This is a genomic window from Stenotrophomonas sp. INTA L402-1 (assembly GCF_059295135.1).
Window position 1 is genome coordinate 77,781 of record NZ_JCAFWP010000014.1, and the last position, 20,602, is coordinate 98,382.

At 67.4% G+C, this 20,602-nt stretch carries 21 protein-coding genes; 11 read left to right on the top strand and 10 right to left on the bottom strand.

From position 1 onward, the window contains the following. Positions 1–57 precede the first annotated feature (57 nt). Positions 58–1,050 carry a LysR family transcriptional regulator gene (locus tag AC5O77_RS10345; RefSeq protein WP_005410175.1) on the bottom strand — a complete coding sequence of 331 codons (993 nt, stop codon included), beginning with the start codon at positions 1,048–1,050 and terminating at the stop codon, positions 58–60. 122 nt (positions 1,051–1,172) lie between these two features. Between AC5O77_RS10345 and AC5O77_RS10350 the strand changes: the two genes are divergently transcribed. After that, complete coding sequence (locus tag AC5O77_RS10350) at positions 1,173–1,760, top strand: FMN-dependent NADH-azoreductase (protein WP_494506787.1); 588 nt, start codon at positions 1,173–1,175, stop codon at positions 1,758–1,760. A 223-nt stretch (positions 1,761–1,983) separates the two neighbouring features. Further along, complete coding sequence (locus tag AC5O77_RS10355) at positions 1,984–2,334, top strand: SH3 domain-containing protein (RefSeq protein ID WP_494506788.1); 351 nt, start codon at positions 1,984–1,986, stop codon at positions 2,332–2,334. Between the two features lie 178 nt (positions 2,335–2,512). Here AC5O77_RS10355 and serS read toward each other — a convergent pair whose 3' ends face one another. Further along, positions 2,513–3,793, bottom strand: a complete 1,281-nt coding sequence (serS, locus tag AC5O77_RS10360; protein ID WP_049422117.1) for a serine--tRNA ligase — start codon at positions 3,791–3,793, stop codon at positions 2,513–2,515. A gap of 113 nt (positions 3,794–3,906) precedes the next feature. Between serS and AC5O77_RS10365 the strand changes: the two genes are divergently transcribed. Both AC5O77_RS10365 and AC5O77_RS10370 read left to right on the top strand, forming a co-directional pair. Beyond that, a complete protein-coding gene (locus AC5O77_RS10365) occupies positions 3,907–4,545 on the top strand; it encodes an energy transducer TonB (RefSeq protein ID WP_478056868.1) in 639 nt (212 codons plus the stop codon). Between the two features lie 119 nt (positions 4,546–4,664). Then, entirely contained in the window at positions 4,665–5,237 is a 573-nt protein-coding gene (locus tag AC5O77_RS10370) for an energy transducer TonB (RefSeq protein WP_478056869.1), read from the top strand. Positions 5,238–5,395: 158 nt separating this feature from the next. On the opposite strand, the gene aroA is transcribed toward AC5O77_RS10370, so the two are convergent. The 4 genes from aroA to AC5O77_RS10390 all read right to left on the bottom strand — a co-directional run bounded on the left by aroA (position 5,396) and on the right by AC5O77_RS10390 (position 10,117). Next, positions 5,396–6,703 carry a 3-phosphoshikimate 1-carboxyvinyltransferase gene (gene aroA, locus AC5O77_RS10375; protein ID WP_317217443.1) on the bottom strand — a complete coding sequence of 436 codons (1,308 nt, stop codon included), beginning with the start codon at positions 6,701–6,703 and terminating at the stop codon, positions 5,396–5,398. Between the two features lie 76 nt (positions 6,704–6,779). Beyond that, positions 6,780–7,979 (bottom strand): prephenate dehydratase, encoded by a 1,200-nt coding sequence (gene pheA, locus AC5O77_RS10380; RefSeq protein WP_014037689.1) that lies wholly within the window; start codon positions 7,977–7,979, stop codon positions 6,780–6,782. A gap of 51 nt (positions 7,980–8,030) precedes the next feature. Further along, positions 8,031–9,116 carry a 3-phosphoserine/phosphohydroxythreonine transaminase gene (gene serC / locus AC5O77_RS10385; protein WP_478056870.1) on the bottom strand — a complete coding sequence of 362 codons (1,086 nt, stop codon included), beginning with the start codon at positions 9,114–9,116 and terminating at the stop codon, positions 8,031–8,033. Between the two features lie 194 nt (positions 9,117–9,310). Then, entirely contained in the window at positions 9,311–10,117 is an 807-nt protein-coding gene (locus AC5O77_RS10390; RefSeq protein ID WP_478056871.1) for an FHA domain-containing protein, read from the bottom strand. A gap of 125 nt (positions 10,118–10,242) precedes the next feature. Between AC5O77_RS10390 and AC5O77_RS10395 the strand changes: the two genes are divergently transcribed. The 3 genes from AC5O77_RS10395 (at position 10,243) to AC5O77_RS10405 (ending at position 12,337) form a co-directional block, all read left to right on the top strand. Next, on the top strand, positions 10,243–10,518 hold the full coding sequence (locus tag AC5O77_RS10395; RefSeq protein WP_478056872.1) for a polyhydroxyalkanoic acid system family protein: 276 nt from the start codon (positions 10,243–10,245) through the stop codon (positions 10,516–10,518). Positions 10,519–10,598: 80 nt separating this feature from the next. Next, positions 10,599–11,090 (top strand): phasin family protein, encoded by a 492-nt coding sequence (locus tag AC5O77_RS10400; RefSeq protein WP_285302585.1) that lies wholly within the window; start codon positions 10,599–10,601, stop codon positions 11,088–11,090. A gap of 236 nt (positions 11,091–11,326) precedes the next feature. Beyond that, entirely contained in the window at positions 11,327–12,337 is a 1,011-nt protein-coding gene (locus AC5O77_RS10405; protein WP_478056873.1) for a restriction endonuclease, read from the top strand. A 110-nt stretch (positions 12,338–12,447) separates the two neighbouring features. On the opposite strand, the gene AC5O77_RS10410 is transcribed toward AC5O77_RS10405, so the two are convergent. From AC5O77_RS10410 to AC5O77_RS10425, 4 genes are all read right to left on the bottom strand, one after another. Next, positions 12,448–12,840 (bottom strand): type II toxin-antitoxin system HicB family antitoxin, encoded by a 393-nt coding sequence (locus AC5O77_RS10410; RefSeq protein ID WP_049399649.1) that lies wholly within the window; start codon positions 12,838–12,840, stop codon positions 12,448–12,450. Positions 12,841–12,848: 8 nt separating this feature from the next. After that, on the bottom strand, positions 12,849–13,031 hold the full coding sequence (locus AC5O77_RS10415) for a type II toxin-antitoxin system HicA family toxin (RefSeq protein ID WP_107433137.1): 183 nt from the start codon (positions 13,029–13,031) through the stop codon (positions 12,849–12,851). Positions 13,032–13,104: 73 nt separating this feature from the next. Further along, positions 13,105–13,833: a histidine utilization transcriptional repressor HutC gene (gene hutC / locus AC5O77_RS10420; RefSeq protein ID WP_253144304.1), complete on the bottom strand. Its 729-nt coding sequence runs from the start codon at positions 13,831–13,833 to the stop codon at positions 13,105–13,107. A 28-nt stretch (positions 13,834–13,861) separates the two neighbouring features. After that, complete coding sequence (locus AC5O77_RS10425) at positions 13,862–15,232, bottom strand: formimidoylglutamate deiminase (protein ID WP_478056874.1); 1,371 nt, start codon at positions 15,230–15,232, stop codon at positions 13,862–13,864. Between the two features lie 67 nt (positions 15,233–15,299). Here AC5O77_RS10425 and hutI point away from each other — a divergent pair, with 67 nt between their 5' ends. From hutI to hutU, 4 genes are read left to right on the top strand one after another with little or no spacing between them, the layout of a single operon-like run. After that, positions 15,300–16,523 (top strand): imidazolonepropionase, encoded by a 1,224-nt coding sequence (gene hutI, locus AC5O77_RS10430; protein WP_478056875.1) that lies wholly within the window; start codon positions 15,300–15,302, stop codon positions 16,521–16,523. Next, positions 16,520–18,061: a histidine ammonia-lyase gene (gene hutH / locus AC5O77_RS10435; protein ID WP_478056876.1), complete on the top strand. Its 1,542-nt coding sequence runs from the start codon at positions 16,520–16,522 to the stop codon at positions 18,059–18,061. Before hutI ends, hutH begins: the two co-directional genes overlap by 4 nt. Next, positions 18,058–18,912, top strand: coding sequence for an N-formylglutamate deformylase (gene hutG, locus AC5O77_RS10440; protein WP_478056877.1), 855 nt, complete (start codon positions 18,058–18,060; stop codon positions 18,910–18,912). The genes hutH and hutG overlap by 4 nt, the downstream gene beginning before the upstream one ends. Next, positions 18,909–20,576, top strand: coding sequence for a urocanate hydratase (gene hutU, locus AC5O77_RS10445; protein ID WP_478056878.1), 1,668 nt, complete (start codon positions 18,909–18,911; stop codon positions 20,574–20,576). Before hutG ends, hutU begins: the two co-directional genes overlap by 4 nt. Positions 20,577–20,602 lie beyond the last annotated feature (26 nt).

Consider the following 20,602-nt stretch of genomic DNA (forward strand, 5'->3'; position numbering starts at 1 on the left):
GGGCATGGCCCGGCGCTACCGTTTCACAGATCGGCGGTGCAGTTGCGGCCAGGTGCCTCAGCCCGCATCCACTGCCAACGCGCCCAGCGCACTGGCCTTGATCCGCTCCTTGGCCTTTTCACAGGCGCCACCGCAATCCAGGCGAGAGGCCTCCAGCTGCGGCGGCAGGTGCTCGGCCAGGAAGTCGATGAACACGCGCACCGCCGGCAGCAGGCCACGGCGCGAGGCGAACACGGCATGGCACACACCCTGCGGCAGCGACCAGTCCGGCAGCACCACTTCCAGTTCGCCGTTGCGCACCGCATCGGCGCACACGGTTTCCGGCAGCATGGTGATGCCGAAGCCGTCCTTCACCATGCTCTGCAGCAGCGGGAAGTCGAAACCGGCCACGCGCGGCTGCAGGTCGACCCGGCGAACCTCGCCTTCCGGGCCGTGCAGCTCCCAGCGCTGGCGGGCTTCGTCTTCGCTGATGCTGAGGGTGACGTGCTGGGTCAGCTCTTCAGGATCCTTCGGCCGGCCGGCGCGATCCAGGTACTTCGGGCTGGCCACCAGCAGTTCCTGCACCTGTCCGAAGCTGCGCATCACCAGGCTGCCATCGTCGTCCAGGCGCGAGCGCACGCGCAGGGCCACGTCGTAGCCTTCATTGATGATGTCCACGCGGCGGTTGCTGATGTTCAACTGCAGGCGCACCTTCGGGTACTGCTCAAGGAACTTGGGCAGCAGCTTGGGCAGCTGCATCTGCGCCAGCGATACCGGCACGCTGGCGCGCACCACGCCGCGCGGTTCCGCGCTGAGGCGGTCCACCACTTCGCGTGCGGCCTGTGCCTCGGCCAGCATCGTCTGCGCGTGGCGGTGCACGCTGGTGCCGACATCGGTGACGGCGAAACGACGCGTGGAGCGCTGCAGCAGGCGAACGCCCAGGTCGGTTTCCAGCTGGCTGATGCGGCGGCTCAGGCGCGACTTGGGGATACCCAGTGCGCGCTCGGCGGCGGCGAATCCGCCATGGTCGACCACCATCGCGAAGTAGTACAGATCATTCAGGTCATGCATGCCCGAGTTCCATATCTAGAACAATACGTGGCATTCAACCACCTTTATTCCGTCTTTGCAACAACCTATCGTTCTCTCCGTCGGCGGCAAGTCCGCCACCTCTCCCGAACATAGGTACTGCCATGAAGCTTCTGCACATCGACGCCAGCGTGCTTGGCGACAACTCCGTCTCCCGCCACCTGACCGCCGCCGTGGTGGCCCAGTTCACGCAGCAGATCGACGGCCTGCAGGTTGATTATCGCGATCTTGACGCCAATCCGGTACCGCATCTGCGCAGCGGATCGCTTGCCAGGACCGACGCTGCCGAAGCCGCCGATGCTGAACAGGTACTCGAGCAGTTCCTTTCGGCCGATATCGTGGTGATCGGCGCGCCGATGTACAACTTCAGCATTCCGTCCACCCTGAAGGCCTGGATCGACCGCGTGGCCGTGGCCGGGCGCACCTTCAAGTACACCGAGAACGGTCCGGTCGGCCTGGCTGGTGGCAAGCGGGTGATCATCGCCAGCAGCCGTGGCGGCATCTATACCGATTCGCCGGCCGACTTCCAGGAACCCTTCCTGCGCCAGACGTTCGCCTTCTGGGGCATCAACGATGTCGAGTTCGTACGCGCCGAAGGCATCGCCTACTCGCCGCAGCACCGCGAAGACGCCATTGCCGGCGCACTGGCTGCACTGCCGTCGCACGAAGCGGCCGAGGTCGCCGCGGCGTAACGCGTTCCAGCGTTCGGCGCCGCTCTCTCCTCGTCTGGGCGCTGAACGCGGGCCGGGATCCCCTCCCCCATCCCGGCCCACCCTGGCGGCCCCGCTTTGCGGGGCCGTTTTTTTGTGGCGTACGGACTGAGCGCTACGTCATCCACGCATGGCGTGGATCTACTGCACATGCGCGTGGATACGCTGCCATGCGCGACGCTCACCAGAACGTTAGGCTGGGGCCATGAATTACATCGTGACCACTGCACACCGCAGCGAATTTCCGCACCCGATCACCCTGCGCCGTGGCCAGGCGCTGGTGGTGGGCGAACGTTATGAAGGGCCCGAAGGCTGGGAAGACTGGTTCCTGTGCGAGGCAGAGGGCCAGCAGCCGGGATTCGTGCCGGCGCCGGTGATCGGCCGCGACGCGCAGGGTGGCGCATTTGCCACGGAAGACTACTGCGCGCGGGAACTGGATGTGGATCCCGGGCAGCTGCTGCGTGGCGAGCGCACGCTCAATGGCTGGGCGTGGTGCGTGCCGGAGACAGGCGAACCGGGCTGGGTGCCGTTGGAGAAGTTGCGGGCTGCGGAGTGATCGCGCTGGTTCATCCACGCATGGCGTGGATCTACTGGTGCATCGGTGAATTCATGCCGGGCGCGTGCAACACCCTGCAGTAGATCCACGCCATGCGTGGATACGGTGCCATGCAAGCATGGCACCCACCAGAGCCAGAGCAGTGCCATGCAAGCATGGCACCCACCCCATCAGGCTATCAGCCGATGGTTTCCAGGCCACCCATGTACGGGCGCAGCGCCTCCGGCACGGTGATGCTGCCGTCGGCGTTCTGGTAGTTCTCCATCACCGCGATCATCGCGCGGCCAACGGCCACGCCCGAGCCGTTCAGCGTGTGCGCCAGCTCCGGCTTGCCGGTGGCCGGGTTGCGCCAGCGGGCCTGCATGCGGCGGGCCTGGAAGTCACCACAGTTCGAGCACGAGGAGATCTCGCGGTAGGTCTCCTGCGACGGCAGCCAGACTTCCAGGTCGTAGGTCTTCACCGCCGAGAAGCCCATGTCGCCGGTGCACAGCAGCACCTTGCGGTACGGCAGGCCCAGCTTTTCCAGCACCACTTCGGCGCAACGGGTCATGCGCTGGTGTTCGGCGTCGCTGTCTTCCGGACGGCTGATCGAGACCAGCTCGACCTTCTCGAACTGGTGCTGGCGGATCATGCCGCGCACGTCGCGGCCACCGCTGCCGGCCTCGGCACGGAAGCACATCGAGTGGGCGGTCATGCGCAGCGGCAGGCGTTCGGCATCGACGATCTCGTCGCGCACGATGTTGGTCAGCGGTACTTCCGAGGTCGGGATCAGGTAGCGCGTTGAGTCGCCCACGGCGGTCTTGAACAGGTCGTCCTCGAACTTCGGCAGCTGGCTGGTGCCGCGCAGCGAATCGGCGTTGACCAGCAGCGGCACGTTGGTTTCCTCGTAGCCGTGCTCACCGGTGTGCAGGTCGACCATGAACTGGGCCAGCGCACGGTGCAGGCGCGCGATCGGGCCACGCAGCACGGTGAAGCGCGAGCCGGACAGCTTGGCGGCGGTCTCGCCGTCCAGCCAGCCGTTGCGGGCGCCCAGTTCGACGTGATCGAGCACCTTGAAGTCGAACTGGCGCGGGGTGCCCCAGCGCGCCTGCTCGACGTTGTCGTTCTCGTCGGCACCGGCCGGCACGTCATCGGCCGGCAGGTTCGGAATGCCCATCGAGATGGCGTCGATCCTCTCGCGCAGCTCGTCCAGCGCCACTTCCGAGGCCTTCAGCTCGTCGGCGAAGGCAGCGACCTCGGCCATGATGGCCGAGACGTCCTCGCCCTTGGCCTTGGCCTGGCCGATGGCCTTGGAACGGCTGTTACGCAGGCTCTGCAGCTCCTGGGTCCGCACCTGGATGCGCTTGCGATCGGCCTCCAGGGACTCCAGGGCAGACACGTCGAGCTCGAAGCCGCGGCTGGTGCGCAGGCGTTCGGCGAGGTCGGCGGGCTGGTGGCGGAGCAGGGCTGGATCAAGCATGGCAGGTGTCGTGGTGGGTATCAGGGATGGGATTATCGCTTGTTATACGGATTTCTGCCGCCCGGTTCATTCCCGGCGTGGCAGAATCGGGCTATTCCGTACTGGTCCGGTCCATGTCTGCACCCCGCTCGTCGTCCGCCAAGTCGTTCACTGTGCATATCCCGCGCAACGCCCTGAAGATCGCCGGCATCGCCTTCGGCGTGGGCGTGCTGCTGTTCGTGCTGGTCTGGCTGACCGGCCGTGACAAGGAGTTCTTCCGCGCCGACCCGGCCGCACAGACCCCGCAGGAAACCGCCCAGGTCGAGCCCCTGCCGGAACCCTTGGCCGCTGCGGCCGGTTCCAGCGACATGCCTGACGCCAAGCCGGCACCGGTGGAGGAAGAAGCGCCGAAGCTGGTCGAAACCGCTCCGCCGCCACCCGCCCCGATCGCCGAGCCGGCCCCGGCCGCCCCGGGCGCTGCGCCGGCTGCGACCAGCAACAGCCAGCCGATGCCGATTGCCGGCCAGTCGCCGCCGCCGTCGTACCCCGCCGCCGCCCTGCGCGCCGGCGAAACCGGCACCGTGGTGGTACGCGTGGATGTGGATGCCACCGGCTATCCCAACAACGCCACGGTGATCCAGCGCAGTGGTTCACGCGACCTCGACCGTGCCGCCACCGACGCGGTGCGCCGCTGGCGTTTCACCCCGGCGCAGAGCAATGGCCAGGCCGTGCCCGGCAGCATTGAAGTACCGTTCGACTTCAAGGCGCAGTAACTGAACGCTTCCCGGCAGGCAAACTGAACCCTGCCGGTGGCGTTGACGCAGCGCTGACACTTCCCGTCCATGGCTCGGGCAACACTTCCCACGTCGTCAGTTGACGGAAGGAGTTTGCGATGACTGCCACCACCCACGAAGACCTTCATTCGCCGCAGCTGCAGCAGGATTCGAGCGTGCAGCACAAGCCCACGTCGCCCTGGATGTGGATCGCGCTGATCGTGGCGATGTTTGCGGCCGCCCTGCTGTGGCTGCGCCATTCCAATCAGGAGGATGTGGCGCCGGCACCGGTCGGTGAGCGCATGTTGCCCGCCCCTGAGCAAGCTGCGGTGACTGATGCAGCAATACCTGCAACGCGCCAGGCTGCCCCTGCCTCCAGCCAGCACAAGGCCGCACCGGCGGTACGTAATCGCGAAGCGCGCCCGCTGGCCAGCAACCGCATGCCCACCTACCCCGCTGCTGCACTGCGCAGTGGCGTGCAGGGCAGCGTGATCGCCAGCCTCAATGTCGATACCCGTGGCAATGTCGCCAACGCTGCGATCGTTTCGCGCAGCGGCGAGCGCAGCCGCGACCTGGATCGTGCGGTGCTGAACACCGTGCAGAACTGGAAGTTCCAGCCTGCGGTGCAGGAAGGCCGTGCAGTAGCAAGCGTGGTGCGGGTCCCGGTGGATTTCCGTACCGAGCAGCGTTGATCGCGGACGAGGGGTTCGTGATGTTTCGACGGAGGCTTCGGCCTCCGTCCTTTTATGCGGAGAAGCGTGCCGACCAAGGTCGGCACCTACCGGGTGATGTGAGCGTGCCGACCAAGGTTGGCACCCACCGGGTTACGTCATCCGCCGGGCGTGGCCTTTCAGGCCAGATTGAACCCGGCGCTGCGCGCCAGGCCATCGAAGTCCGGGAAGGAGGTGGCGACGTTGGCGATATCGTTGATGCGCACTTCGCCGTCACTGATCTGGCCTGCGATGGCGAAAGCCATGGCGATGCGATGGTCACCGTGGCTTTCGATGGTGCCACTGCCCAGGCGCACACCGCCGTGCAGGGTGGCGCCGTCTTCGGTTTCATCCACCTGCATGCCAAGCGCGCGCAGGCCGGTGGCCATCGCGGCAAGGCGGTCGGATTCCTTCACCCGCAGCTCGGCCGCACCGCTCACCACGGTCTGGCCTTCGGCGGCCGCAGCGGCCACGAACAGCGCCGGGAACTCGTCGATCATGTCCGGCACCAGTGCTTCCGGAATGCGTGCGCCCTTCAGCGGGGCGTAGCGCACCACCAGATCCGCCACCGGTTCACCGCCCTGCTCGGCCGGGTTCTCTTCGGTGATGTCCGCTCCCATCAGGCGCAGCGCGTGCAGCAGGCCGGTGCGGCGCGGATTCAGGCCGACCTGCTTCAGGCGCAGCTCGGAACCAGGAATGATGCTGGCAGCCACCAGATAGAACGCGGCCGAAGAGAAGTCCGCCGGCACCACGATATCCGTGGCGCGCAGGCGCTGGCCGCCACGCAGGCGGGCCTTGCCCGGTGAGAATTCGATGTCCACGCCGAAGGCGGACAGCATGCGCTCGGTGTAGTCACGAGTCGGGTGCGGTTCGGTCACCTGGGTTTCGCCCTGCGCGTACAGGCCGGCCAGCAGCACCGCCGACTTGATCTGCGCGCTGGCCACCGGCGAGGCGAAGTCGATGCCGTGCAGCGTCTGGCCGCCATGCACGTGCAGCGGCGGCGTGCCATCGCTTTCAGTGTCGATCTTCGCGCCCATCTGCGACAGCGGGCCGGTGACACGGCGCATCGGGCGGCCGGACAGCGACTCATCGCCGATCAGCGTGCAGTCGAACGCCTGGCCCGCCAGCAGGCCGGCCAACAGGCGCATGCCGGTACCGGCGTTGCCGCAGTCCAGCGGCGCATCCGGCGCCTTCAGGCCGTCGATGCCGACGCCGTGCACGATGCGCTGCGACGGGCTGGGGGTTTCGATGCGCACGCCCAGCTGCCCGAAGATGCGCGCAGTCGCGCGGGTGTCCTCGCCTTCCAGGAAGCCTTCGATATGCGAGGTGCCATCGGCCAGCGCAGCGAACATCACCGAGCGGTGCGAGACCGACTTGTCGCCGGGAATGGTCAGGCTGCCCTGCAGCGGCTGGCCCTTGCGGGCGATCCAGTGTTGCGCGTTGCTCATCGTTCGATCATTCCGTAAACGCCGGCAGCGCCGGCGATGCATCAGGGAGCGGCGGCCGTGGCCGCCGCGGCAGCACTCAGGGCACGGCCACCGGATAGGAGCCGAGTACCTTGATCTGTGCCGAGTGCGCTTCCAGTTCGGCCAGCGCGGCCTGCATCGGCGCATCGTCGATGTGGCCGGCCAGGTCGATGAAGAAGCCGTATTCCCACTTGCCGTGGTGCGACGGCCGCGACTCGATGCGGTTCATGCTGATGCCGTGGCGGGCGAACGGACTGAGCACGTCGAACAGCGCACCGGGCTTGTCATGGATGAACACCAGCACCGAGGTGCGGTCGTGGCCGGAGGTCGGGAAGATATTCCGGCCCACCACCAGGAAGCGGGTGGTGTTGTCGGCATCGTTCTGGATCGGCTTGGTGACCACCTTCTTCAGGCCGTAAACATGGCCGGCACTCTCGCCACCGATGGCGGCGGCATCGTCGGCATTGCGGGCGCGGCGCGCACCTTCGGCGTTGCTGGATACCGGAATCTTCTCGGCCTTCGGCAGGTTGGCGCGCAGCCACGCCGAGGTCTGCATGAACGACTGCGGATGCGCGTAGATGCGCTCGATGTCCTCGATGCGGCCGCTGCGCGACATCAGGTACTGCTGCACGCGCAGTTCCACCTCGCCACAGATCTTCAGGTTGGAGGTCAGGAACATGTCCAGGGTGATCTGGATGGTGCCCTGCCCCGAATTTTCCACCGGCACCACGCCGAAATCGGCGTTGCCCGCTTCCACTTCCTGGAACACTTCTTCGATGCTGGCCATCGGCAGGCCCAGCGCCGAGCGGCCGAAGTGCTTGAGCACGGCCTGCTGGCTGAAGGTGCCTTCCGGGCCAAGGTAGCCGATTTTCAGCGGCTCCTGCTGGGCCAGGCAGGCCGACATGATCTCGCGGTAGACGTGCACCAGCAGCTCATCGCTGAGCGGGCCTTCGTTACGGTCCACCACCATGCGCAGCACCTGCGCTTCGCGCTCGGGACGGTAGTAGTCGACGGCGGCGGCGAGCTTGCCCTTGGCCTTGCCGACCTGGTGGGCGAAGCGCGCGCGCTCGGCGATCAGGCTCTGGATGTCGCGGTCGATCTGGTCGATCTTCGAGCGCACATCGGCCAGCGCCAGCGGCGCCAGGGTGGGGGCCGGATTCGACGCGGCCTTGGCCTTGCCCTTCGCCTTGGTGGGCGCGCTGTCCTTGGCCGGTTCGGCCTTCTTCGGCGCCTTCTTGCTGGATTTGCTGCTTGCCATCGGAATTCCTTGTTGCGGGGCACGCACCCGACGGTGCGCGCCGTTCATTGCTCAACCGTGACGCTGCTGGAAATCGGCCATGAAGGCGACCAGCGCCTCGGCCCCGGCCAGCGGCATGGCGTTGTACAGCGAGGCGCGGATGCCACCCACTACCTTGTGGCCCTTCAGCGCCAGCAGGCCGGCGGCCTTGGCTTCGGCGACGAAGCGGGCATCAAGCTCGGCATCAGGCAGGAAGAACGGGATGTTCATCCGCGAACGGGCCGCGTGTGCGACCTCGTTGCGGTAGAAGCCGCCAGAGCCGTCGATGGTGCCGTATACCAGCGCCGCCTTGGCGGCATTGCGCTTGGCGAACTCGGCCACGCCGCCCTCGGCCAACATCCACTTGAACACCAAGCCGGCCAGATACCAGTTCCAGGTGGGCGGGGTGTTGAGCATCGAGTCGCGGGCAACGTGCGAGCGGTAATCAAAGATGTCCGCACGCGGCTGGCCGCTGCGCTCGAGCAGATCGCGGCGGATGATCATCACCGCGATGCCGACCGGGCCCAGGTTCTTCTGCGCGCCGGCGTAGATCACGCCATAACGGCGCACATCCAGCGGTTCGCTGGCGATGGACGAGCTGAAGTCGGCGATCAGCGGGACGCCGCCGGTGTCGGGCACATCACGGAACTCGACGCCGTGGATGGTTTCGTTGGCGGTGATGTGCACGTAGGCGGCATCGGGCGACAGCTGCCAGTCGGCGCGCGGCGGCAGCGTGCGGTAACCATCGGCCTCGCTGCTGGCGGCGATGTTGACGTCGACGTAGACACCGGCCTGCTTGACCGCCGTCTTGCCCCAGTGACCACTGACCACGTAATCGGCACGCTGGCCGGGGGTGGCGAAGTTGAGCGGGATCAGCGCCTGCTGGGTGGTGGCACCACCGGACAGGAACAGCACCGCATAGTCTTCGGGGATATCGAGCAGTCGACGCAGGTCGGCCTCGGCCTCGGCGGCCACGGACATGAACTCCGCACCGCGATGGCTCATTTCGACGATGGAGGCACCGCTACCGTGCCAGTCCAGCATTTCCGCCTGCGCCTGGCGCAGGACCGATTCCGGCAAGGTCGCAGGGCCGGCACTGAAGTTGAACGCGCGCGTCATGTCACACCTGTGGGGCAAGGCCCCTAGTATGCCGCAGTGCACCAGCCTTGCGGCCTTGTGCGGCAAGGGAAATTTGGTTTCATTGGAATCCATTGGCGACGCGACCGGGTAGTGCCGGCCGCTGGCCGGCAACCCCAGGGATACGGGGCGGCGGCTGCCGGCCAGCGGCCGGCACTACCGTCACCGTGCGATCGTCAGCGCGCGCCGAACCAGAGCAGCAGGCTGAGCACCGCCGCCAGCAGCAGCGCACTCACCAGCAGCCACGGCCAGCGCCGGACCTTGCGCGGCGCGGCCGGCAGCACCGGCGCCTGCTCGGCGTCCTGGCTGGACTCGTCTTCATCCGGCAGCGGGCGCCGGCGCGGGTCATGCGGCACTTCCAGCACGAACCGGTGCTGGCCATCGAACACCACCTGGTCGCCTGCCTGCAGCCAGCAGTGGCGCACGGCCACGCCGTTGACCCGTGTGCCATCGGCACTGCCCAGGTCACGCAGCAGCACGCGTTCGCCATGCACTTCCACGCGGGCGTGCTGTTCGGCGAAGGCCGGCTCATTGATCTCGATGTCAGCGTCGCCACCGCGGCCGATCAGGCGGGACCGCGACAGCGTGAAGCTGCGGCCATGGTGCAGGCCACCGACACCGCGCAGCAGGCGCTGCTGCTCATTGGTGCCGTCACCGCTGTTCGGTGCGGGGGCCTGCAGCAGGCTCTCCACCTCGCCCTGCAGGACCATTTCCACGCCGTCCACATACACCGCATCGCCCGCACGCAGCAGCGCCATGCGCCGCACCGGGCGACCGTTCACATGAATGCCGCGGATACCGTTGCCGACCTGCAGCCAGAGGCCGCGATCATCCACGCAGAACTGCGCCAGCAGCAGGGCACCGTGGCCGGCGTCGCCGAGCCTCACACTGCCATTGGCCTGGCGCACGATGCGTTGCACCCCGGGCCGCAGCGGCTGGTCGGGCTGTTGTTGTTGGCTGAAGTGAACAAGCAGGTTCTGCACGCGGCGCAGCCTAGCAGGTTGGTCGCCCACGAAGAAGAACCCACGATGAGTGCTTGGCGCGAAGGCCCTCGATGCGCACAATGCTCGCCCTCATTGATCATCCCCGCTTTGCGCCAGGAGCCTGCATGTCCACCATCGATGTCCGCCACGCCCACGCCCTGCCCCATGCGCAGGCGCGCGCCGCGATCGAACAGGTTGCCGCCAAACTGTCCGAGCGCTTCGGCCTGAAGTCGTCCTGGTCCGCCGACGTACTGAACTTTTCCGGCAGCGGTGTGGACGGCGCGATCGAACTGCAGCCGGGCGCCGTGCGCGTGACCGCCAAGCTGGGCTTCCTGCTGTCGGCGATGAAGGGCATGGTCGAAGGCGAGATCCAGCGCGTGCTGAAGGAAAAGCTGGGCTGAACCCCGGCAGCGGCCATCACGGCCGTGCAACGCCAGCGCGCGCTACTCTCGGGGCAGGCCCAACTCCCACGGGAAGTGCGATGAACCACTACGAGAACGACGACCGCCGCAACGACGACGCCTCTTTCGGTGACCAGGCCGAGCGCTTCTCGCGCAAGCTGAGTGACTCGGCGCAGCAGGTCTGGTTGGCCGGCCTGGGCGCCCTGGGCCGTGCACAGGCCGAAGGCAGCCGTTTCTTCGACGGCCTGGTGAAGGAAGGCGAAGCCTGGGAAGCCCGCCGCCGTGAACGCAACAGCGAACAGGGCCCGGGCTGGCGCGACAACGTTGAAACGTCGCTGGACGAGGCCCGCGAGAAGGCTTCCGGCACCTGGAACAAGGTTGAAAAAGCGTTCGACGACCAGGTGCAGGGCGTACTCAAGCGCCTCCACGTGCCCACCGCCGACGAGGTGACTGCGCTGGAGGCGCGCATCGACGCACTGCAGGCACGCCTGGCCAAGCTGGAGAATCGCGACGCCTCGGGCGCTGATGCACCTGCACCGGGCAGCCATCAGTCGCCAGGCAGCGTGCCCTGACCGGCCATTGTTGCAATGCAATAAATTTTGATTGACAATCGCGAGCAACCCGCCAATCGCTTCGGCTGCCGTTTGTTCCCTCCCCTCACGGCTTCAGGATTGGCGGGTTTTTCGTGCCCGCGGTATTCCGAATTGCGTGCTCCATCACGCTTCCTGTCAGGAACCTCCTGACTCAGCGACACGGCGCGACCTTTACACTGTTGCCTTCGCATTCGCCCCTTCCGCGCACCTCCTGCATGCTCCCTTGGATCCTGGCCCTGCTGTCGGCCCTGCTTACCTGTTCCCTGGCTGTTGTCTATCTGTGGTGGATCAAGCGGCGGCAAAAGGAGATGCAACTCGGCCTGCAGGCCCTGGCGGGCATGCACTGGCGCGAGTTCTCGGTGCTGGTCAAGCGCATGCTGCGCGAGCAGCGCGGCCTGCGCGAACTGGATGACCCGGGCGAGGAGTCCCGTGAGCCAAGCAGCGATTTCCTGCTCAGCGACGGCCCCAACAGCTGGCTGGTCTCGTGCAAGCACGGCTTGGCCTATCGCATCGGCACCGCCGCGGTGAACGAACTGGGCGCGGCCGCGCGCCTGGCCGGCGCCAAGGGCGGCGTGCTGCTGACCGAAGGCCGGATGGAACGCGACGGCCGCAGCGCCGCCGAAAAGCAGGCGGTCGAGGTGCTGGACGGCCCGCGCCTGTGGCCGTTGCTGCAGCCCTATCTACCGGCGGAAATCGAAACCCGTGTACGCGCCAGTGCCCGTCATGAAGCCCTGCGCCGGATCGCCATTGCCGCGCTCGGCTCGGTCACGCTGGGCCTGCTGGTGGGATTGAGCCTGCAAGGGCTGCATGTGCAGGACGCCCCGCCCGCTGCCGAGATGGCGGTCGCCCCCGCGCCGGTCGTGCCTGCGGTTGAAGCGGCGCCCGAACCGGCGCCGGCCCCCGCCACCACGCCGCCGACCACGCTGCCTGCGCCGGCCACACCCTCAACCGATGCGCGCAGCAATCCCAACCCGGATGCCGCCACGCTGGAGCGCTTCCAGGCCGATCTGTCCCGTGCCTTGGCCGGCAAGCCCGGCATCGCCAGCGGTGTCTGGCTGACCCGGCAGACGCTGGCGATCAACCGCACCGGCGAGCTGGACGCGGTCTGGCCGCGGGTCTGCGAGGAAGTGCTTCACTATCCTGCCCTGCGCAACGTGCGCATCCAGCTCAACGCCCGCCCCGGCGTGGATGAGCCGGTGCGCTGGCGGCAGTGCGCTACGTATTGATTGGGATGTCCGTAGATGCGTGGGTGCCCTTGTAGAGTCGAGCCACGCTCGACTCATCGCGCATCGCGCCAACAGCAGCCGAGCATGGCTCGGCTCTACATGGCGCCTGCTCAGCCCAATGCTGCGAGATGGGCGATGTAACTGGAGCGCGATTCACCCGCTGCTCTGGCCTGCGCATCCAGCCTCGCCAGGATCCGGCGTGGCAGGCTGATGTTGACCCGCTCGATGGTGTCGTCCAGCAGGGCCGGATCAATGCAGATGTACGCAAGAATCCAACGGATGTCCTTGGATGCCTCGGCGGCGATTTTCTGTGGCGCGGAAGGTGTCGGAATCGAGCGCCCGTCATCCAGGGCCGCATCAATCCAGGCGAGCGCAGCCTCCTCGGCAGCGCTGAGCGCCTCCTCAAGCGTGTCGGCCGCCGAGAAGCACCCCGGCAGATCCGGAACGACCACACCCCACGCGGTGCGCTCATCGCCTGCCTCGATCAAGACTGGATATCGCATGGGCCCTCCTACGTCAGTCCTGCGAGCTTCCGCAACGCCTGCACCAGCCCCTTCCCCAGATCCTTCCTAGGGTGAGGCACGGTGATGATGTGAGGGTGCTGCGGGTGCACGAATACATGATGGGATCCGCGAATCCGGCGACAGGTCCAACCTGCCGCCTCCAGATCCCGGATGAGGTCCCTGCTCTTCATACGGGGACGATACACATCGTACACACGCCCCGGCAGAGTTCAAGGCGACAGTGCCTGCTGAGCGAACCGGCCCCTACCGCGCGCCCGGCGCGAAGCGCGCGACCAGGTCCCAGGCGTCGCCGAGGAACACCTGGCGCACGCGGGTAATGGGCTGCTCACCGCGCCAGGTCAGGCGCTCGATCACCAGACAGGCGGTGCCGGGCTTCACCTCCAGCAGCTTGGCGGTGGCGGTATCCGCGCCCCAGGCACTGATGCGGTGCTGGGCACGGGTCCAGGACACGTTCTGCAGCAGCCAGCTGCCCGGCGCGGTGGTACTGAAGTCGACCTCCAGCACCTCCGGCACGCCCACCGGGCTGATCAGACGATGCTCCAGCGCCAGCGGGCGGCCGTCGGCCAGGTGCAGGCAGCGCATCGCCAGCAGCATTTCGCTGCCGGCCAGCTCGACTTCACCGGCATTGCCGGCATCTGCAAGGCGCAGGTCGCGCTGCAGCAGACGATACGCGTACTGATGGCCACGCGAACCCACTTCCATCGCGATATCGGGAATCTCCAGCGCCACCTGCTCCAGGTGCGGGGGCTGCCGCGCCACGAACGAACCAGCGCGGCGGCGCCGCTCGATCATGCCGCTCTCGGCCAGCGCGGTCAGCACCTTGTTCACCGTCATCCGCGAGCAGCCGTACTGCTCCATCAGCTCGTGTTCGTACGGAATACGGAAGCCCGGCGCCCACTCTCCGCTGAGGATGCGGCTTTCCAGATCGCTGCGGATACGCTGGTTGAGCGTGGCGGACTTGCTGGCCTTCACGTAATGGGGTCTCGGTGGCGGGAGGCGATCAGCCCAGCACGCCGCGCAGGGCGGCAGCGAAGGCGGTGGTGATCGCCTCGCGCTGCAGGTGGCGGCCGTCGGCCACGCACTGGCGGCCATGGCGCCAGACCGATCGCAGCGCGCCATTACGTGCGGCGAACACCCAGCTGTCAAGCCATGCGTCATCCTGCCGCGCCTGTAGCGCGGGGTGTGCGGCATCCAGCTCGACCAGGTCGGCACTGGCGCCAACCTGCAGCCCGGCGGCCACGCCCAACGCCTGTGCACCGCCGTGCAGCGCACCCTCGAACAGGAAGCGGCCGGTGCTGCGGGTGGCATCCGGGGCCAGCACATTGCGCCCGCGCAGGGTCAGGCGCTGACCGTACTCGAGCAGGCGCAGTTCTTCGGCCGCGTCGATCAGCACATTGGAATCGGAGCCGACACCGAAGCGCCCACCCTCGCGCGCGAACGCCTGCATCGGGAACAGGCCGTCGCCAAGGTTGGCTTCGGTGATCGGGCACAGGCCGGCCACCGCCTGGCTGGCCACGATGGCGGCGCGCTCATCGTCGGTGATGTGGGTGGCATGCACCAGGCACCAGCGCGCATCCACCGGCGCATGGTCGTACAGCCACTGCACCGGGCGCTGGCCGCTCCAGGCCAGGCAGGCCTCCACCTCGCGCACCTGTTCGGCGATGTGGATGTGCACCGGGCCGTCGGTAAGCGGCAGCAAAGCACTCAATTCCTCGCCGGTGACTGCACGCAGGCTGTGCGGGGCAATGCCGAGCACCGCATCGGGCAGCGCGGCCAAAGACGGCTTCGCGGCGTCCAGCAGCTGCGCGAAGCCGTCCACGTCGTGGATCAGGCGTCGCTGCGCGGGGTTCGGTGCCGCTCCGCCGAAATCGGCATGCGCATAGAACACCGGCAGCAGGGTCAGCCCGATGCCGGTCTGGTCGGCCGCCGCCGCAATCCGCGCGCTCATCTCGGCACGGTTGGCATACGGCCGGCCGTCAGCATCATGGTGCAGGTAATGGAATTCGCCGACGCGGGTGAAGCCGCTTTCCAGCATTTCCATGTAGGCCTGGGCGGCGATGGCCTGCACCGCGTCCGGGCGCAGATGGGCCAGGAAGCGATACATCAGCTCGCGCCAGCTCCAGAAGCTGTCACCGTCGCCGCCGCCGATCTCGGTCAGCCCGGCCATGCCGCGCTGGAAGGCATGGCTGTGCAGGTTGGGCAGGCCCGGCACCAGGATGCCGACACGGGTATCACCCGCCTGCGCGCCCTGCCCCGTACTGATCGCCGTGAAGCGACCGTCCTGCACCTGCAGGCGGACATCGCGGGCCCAACCCTCGACCAGCAGGGCGTGGGCGGCATGGAAACTGGGCGGGGAACGCGAATCGGACATGGCTGGACAACCCGAAATGGACGCCTATATTGTATAGACATATAAGCACAGCCGCGTTGTGGATGCCATGCACGTCGATACCCTCTGGTCCAACGTTCACCTGATCACCCTCGATGGCGAGGGGCTGGGTGTCATCCGCGATGGCGTACTGGCCTGCGCCGACGGCCGCATCGTCCATGTCGGCGCGGCCGGCAGCGATGCCCACCTGCAGCCGACCACCCGCATCGACGGCGAAGGCCGCTGGATTTCGCCCGGCCTGATCGACTGCCACACCCACCTGGTCTACGCCGGCAACCGCGCCAACGAATTCGAGCAGCGCCTGCAGGGCGTCAGCTATGCCGACATCGCCCGTGCCGGCGGCGGCATCGTCTCCACCGTGCGCGCCACCCGTGCTGCCACCCCGGAACAGCTGGCCCGCGAAAGCCGGCCGCGCCTGCTGGCAATGCGCGCCGAGGGCGTGACCACCCTCGAGATCAAGTCCGGCTACGGCCTGACCCTGCCCGACGAACGCAAGCAGCTGCAGGTGGCGCGCGCGCTGGGCGAGGAATGCCGGGTCAACGTGGTGACCACCTTCCTCGGTGCGCACGCGATTCCGCCGGGCCGTGAAGCACAGGAGTACACCGACGAAGTGTGCAATGTGATGATTCCGGCCATCGCTGCCGAAGGCCTGGCCGAAGCGGTGGATGTGTTCTGCGAGAACATCGCGTTCTCACCCGCGCAGGCACGGCAGGTTTTCGAAGCCGCGCGCGCGCACGGACTGGCGATCAAGATCCACGCCGAGCAGCTGAGCAACCAGCATGGCGCCGAACTGGCCGCCAGCTTCGGTGCACTCTCGGCCGACCATATCGAACATCTGGACGACGCCGGCATCGCCGCGATGGCCGCGGCCGGCACTGTCGCCGTGCTGCTGCCGGGCGCCTTCTATTTCACCCGCGATACCACCCTGCCGCCGATTACCGCGCTGCGCGCGGCCGGCGTGCCACTGGCGCTGGCCACCGACAGCAACCCCGGCACATCACCACTGACCAGCCCGCTGCTGGCCATGAACATGGGCGCCACCCTGTTCCGCCTGACCGTGGACGAGTGCATCGCCGGCTTCACCCGTGAAGCAGCGCGCGCACTGGGCCGTGGCGATCGCATCGGTCGCCTCGCCATCGGCATGGACTGCGACCTGGCGATCTGGGACATCGACGCCCCCGCCGACCTGGTCTATCGCATTGGATTCAACCCGCTGCACGCGCGCGTGGTGCGCGGACAGCCCGACCTGCCTGCCTCCTGGAGCAACACATGAGCAACACCCTGGTTCTTCGCCCCGGCCATGTCACCCTCGCCCAGTGGCGGCAGGCCTATCGCGGTGCACCGCTTGCACTGGACCCGGCCGCGCTGCCGGCCGTGCGTGCCAGTGCCGCGACCGTGGCTGCCATCGTCGCCAAGGGCGCACCGGTGTATGGCATCAACACCGGCTTCGGCAAGCTGGCCAGCGTGCGCATCGAGCGCGAAGACCTGGCCACCCTGCAGCGGAACATCGTGCTCTCGCACGCTGCCGGTGTTGGCGAGCCGATGCCCGCCAGCGTGGTGCGCCTGATGATGGCGCTGAAGCTGGTCAGCCTGGCGCAGGGTGCTTCGGGCATCCGCGAGGAGACCCTGCTGTTGCTGGAAGCGATGCTGGTCAAGGACGTGCTGCCGGTGGTGCCCGCACAGGGCTCGGTCGGTGCCTCCGGCGATCTGGCGCCGCTCTCGCACCTGGCCAGCGTGATGCTGGGCGTGGGCGAAGCCTTCATCGGTGACGAACGCCTGCCGGCGATCGATGCACTGTCACGTGCTGGCCTGCAGCCCATCGAGCTGGGTGCGAAGGAAGGCCTGGCGCTGCTCAACGGCACCCAGTTCTCCACCGCCTATGCGCTGGCCGGTCTGTTCGAGATCGAGACCGTGTTCCAGGCCGCACTGGTCACCGGTGCGCTGTCGGTGGAAGCCGCGAAGGGCTCGGATACGCCGTTCGATCCGCGCATCCATGCCCTGCGTGGGCAGCGCGGTCAGATCGCAACCGCTGCCACCCTGCGCAGCTTGATGCAGGACTCGGGCATCCGCGAATCGCACCGCGACAACGACGTGCGCGTGCAGGATCCGTACTGCCTGCGCTGCCAGCCACAGGTGATGGGTGCGGCACTGGACATCCTGCGCCAGGCGGCGACCACGCTGGAAATCGAAGCCAACGGCGTCTCCGACAATCCGCTGGTGTTCACCGATACCGGCGAAGCACTGTCCGGCGGCAACTTCCATGCCGAACCGGTGGCCTTCGCCGCCGACATGCTGGCGATGGCGGTGTGCGAGATCGGTTCGATCAGCGAGCGCCGCCTGGCGATGCTGGTGGACCCGGCGCTGTCCGGCCTGCCGGCGTTCCTGACCCCGCGCCCGGGCCTGAATTCCGGCTTCATGATCCCGCAGGTGACGGCGGCCGCGCTGGTGTCGGAAAACAAGCAGCGCGCCTACCCGGCCAGCGTTGATTCGATCCCGACCTCGGCCAACCAGGAAGACCATGTGTCGATGGCCGCGCACGGTGCACGCCGCCTGATGCAGATGGCCGAGAACGCCGCCAACGTGATCGGCATCGAGCTGCTGGCCGCCGCGCAGGGCTGCGACTTCCACGCGCCGCTGCGCTCCAGTGCCGCGCTGGAATCCGTGCGCGCCACCCTGCGTGCGCAGGTGCCGACGCTGGAAGAAGACCGCTACTTCCACCCGGACATGGTGACCGCCACGAACCTGGTGCGCAGCGGCGCGCTGGCACAGGGCTTGGCGGAGCTGCTGCCGACCGTGGAACCGCAGGCATGAGTGCCCATCCCGAATGGCTGACGGTACACGAAGGCGATGCCCCGTTGATCGTCAGCTTCCCGCATACCGGCAGCGAACTGCCGCACGACCTGATTGGCGACTACCACTCGCCGTGGCTGGCCCGCCGCGATGCCGACTGGTGGGTACACGAGCTGTACGACTTCGCGCGCGGCATGGGCGCGACCACGGTGCGTTCGGCGATCTCGCGTTCGGTGATCGACCTCAACCGCGATCCCAGCGGTGTGTCGCTGTACCCAGGCCAGAACACCACCGGCCTGTGCCCGCTGACCACCTTCGACAACCAGCCGCTGTACCACGCCGGGCGCGAACCGGATGACGCGGAAATCGCCCGTCGCCGCGACACGTATTTCCTGCCCTACCACGATGCGCTGGCTTCGCAGATCACACGCCTGCGTGCACGCCACGGCACCGTGGTGGTGTACGACGCGCACTCGATCCGCTCGCATATCCCGCACCTGTTCGACGGCGAGCTGCCGCAGTTCAATCTCGGCACCGCCGGTCCCTCCGGTGCTCCGGACACCTCCTGCGACAACGCGCTGAGCGATGTGGTGGAGAACCTGCTGAAGATCAGTGGCATGAGCCAGGTGCGCAACGGCCGCTTCAAGGGCGGCTGGATCACCCGCCACTACAGCAACGTCGCTGGCGGCGTGCACAGCCTGCAGATGGAACTTGCCTGCCGCGGCTACATGCACGAACCCCTGCCGGACCAGGTGGACGAACACAGCTGGCCCACCCCGCTCGACCCCGACCACGCCGCACCGCTGCGCCATACCCTGGCGCAGGTGCTCAACGCCTGCCTTGAATTCGCTACGAACCGGAGCGCCGCATGACCCGCAACGACCCGACCCGCACCATTGCCGCGCCGACCGGCACCACGCTCAACGCCAAGAGCTGGCTGACCGAAGCGCCGCTGCGCATGCTGATGAACAACCTGCACCCGGACGTGGCCGAGCGCCCGCAGGAACTGGTGGTGTACGGCGGCATCGGCCGCGCCGCGCGCGACTGGGAGAGCTTCGATGCCATCGTCGAGACGCTCAAGCGCCTGGACGACGACCAGACCCTGCTGGTGCAGTCGGGCAAGCCGGTGGGCGTGTTCCGCACCCATGCCGATGCGCCGCGCGTGCTGATCGCCAATTCCAACCTGGTGCCGCGCTGGGCCAACTGGGACCACTTCAACGAGCTGGATAAAAAGGGCCTGGCCATGTACGGCCAGATGACTGCCGGCAGCTGGATCTACATCGGCGCGCAAGGCATCGTGCAGGGCACCTACGAGACCTTCGTGGAGATGGGCCGCCAGCATTTCGGTGGCGACCTGACCGGCAAGTGGCTGTTCACCGGCGGCCTCGGCGGCATGGGCGGCGCACAGCCGCTGGCTGCCGTGATGGCTGGCGCCTCGTGCCTGGCCGTCGAATGCCGCAAGAGCAGCATCGACATGCGCCTGCGCACCGGCTACCTCGACACCTGGACCGACAACCTGGATGAAGCGCTGCGCCTGATCGACGAATCGTGCAAGGCCGGTACGCCGAAGTCGGTGGGCCTGCTCGGCAACGTCGCCGACGTACTGGCTGAACTGCTCAAGCGCGGCGTGAAGCCGGACCTACTGACCGATCAGACCTCCGCGCACGACCCGGTGAACGGCTACCTGCCGCAGGGCTGGACCGTCGAACAGTGGGATGAGAAGCGTGTGAGTGCACCGAAGGAAGTGGAGAAGGCCGCGCGCGCGTCGATGGCCAACCACATCCGCGCCATGCTCGGCTTCCACGCACTGGGCGTGCCGACCGTGGACTACGGCAACAACCTGCGGCAGATGGCGCTGGAAGAAGGCGTGGAGAACGCGTTCGACTTCCCGGGTTTCGTGCCGGCCTACATCCGCCCGCTGTTCTGCCGTGGCATCGGCCCGTTCCGTTGGGCCGCACTGAGCGGCGACCCGGAAGACATCGCCAAGACCGACGCCAAGGTGAAGGAACTGATTCCGGACAACCCGCACCTGCACCGCTGGCTGGACATGGCTGCCGAGAAGATCAAGTTCCAGGGCCTGCCGGCGCGCATCTGCTGGGTCGGCCTGGGTGACCGTGATCGCCTCGGCCTGGCCTTCAACGAAATGGTCGCCAACGGTGAACTGAAGGCGCCGGTGGTGATTGGTCGCGACCATCTGGATTCAGGCAGCGTGGCATCGCCGAACCGCGAAACCGAAGCGATGGCTGATGGCTCCGATGCGGTCTCCGACTGGCCGCTGCTGAACGCCCTGCTCAACACCGCCAGCGGCGCGACCTGGGTGTCGCTGCACCACGGTGGCGGCGTCGGCATGGGCTTCTCGCAGCACGCCGGCATGGTGATCGTCTGCGACGGTACCGAAGCGGCGGCCAAACGGATTGGCCGCGTGCTGTGGAACGACCCGGCCACAGGCGTGATGCGCCATGCCGATGCCGGCTATGAGATCGCGATCGACTGCGCGAAGGAAAAGGGGCTGGATCTGCCGGGCATCTTCGGCTGATCGCAGGCTGTCTCTTATACACATCT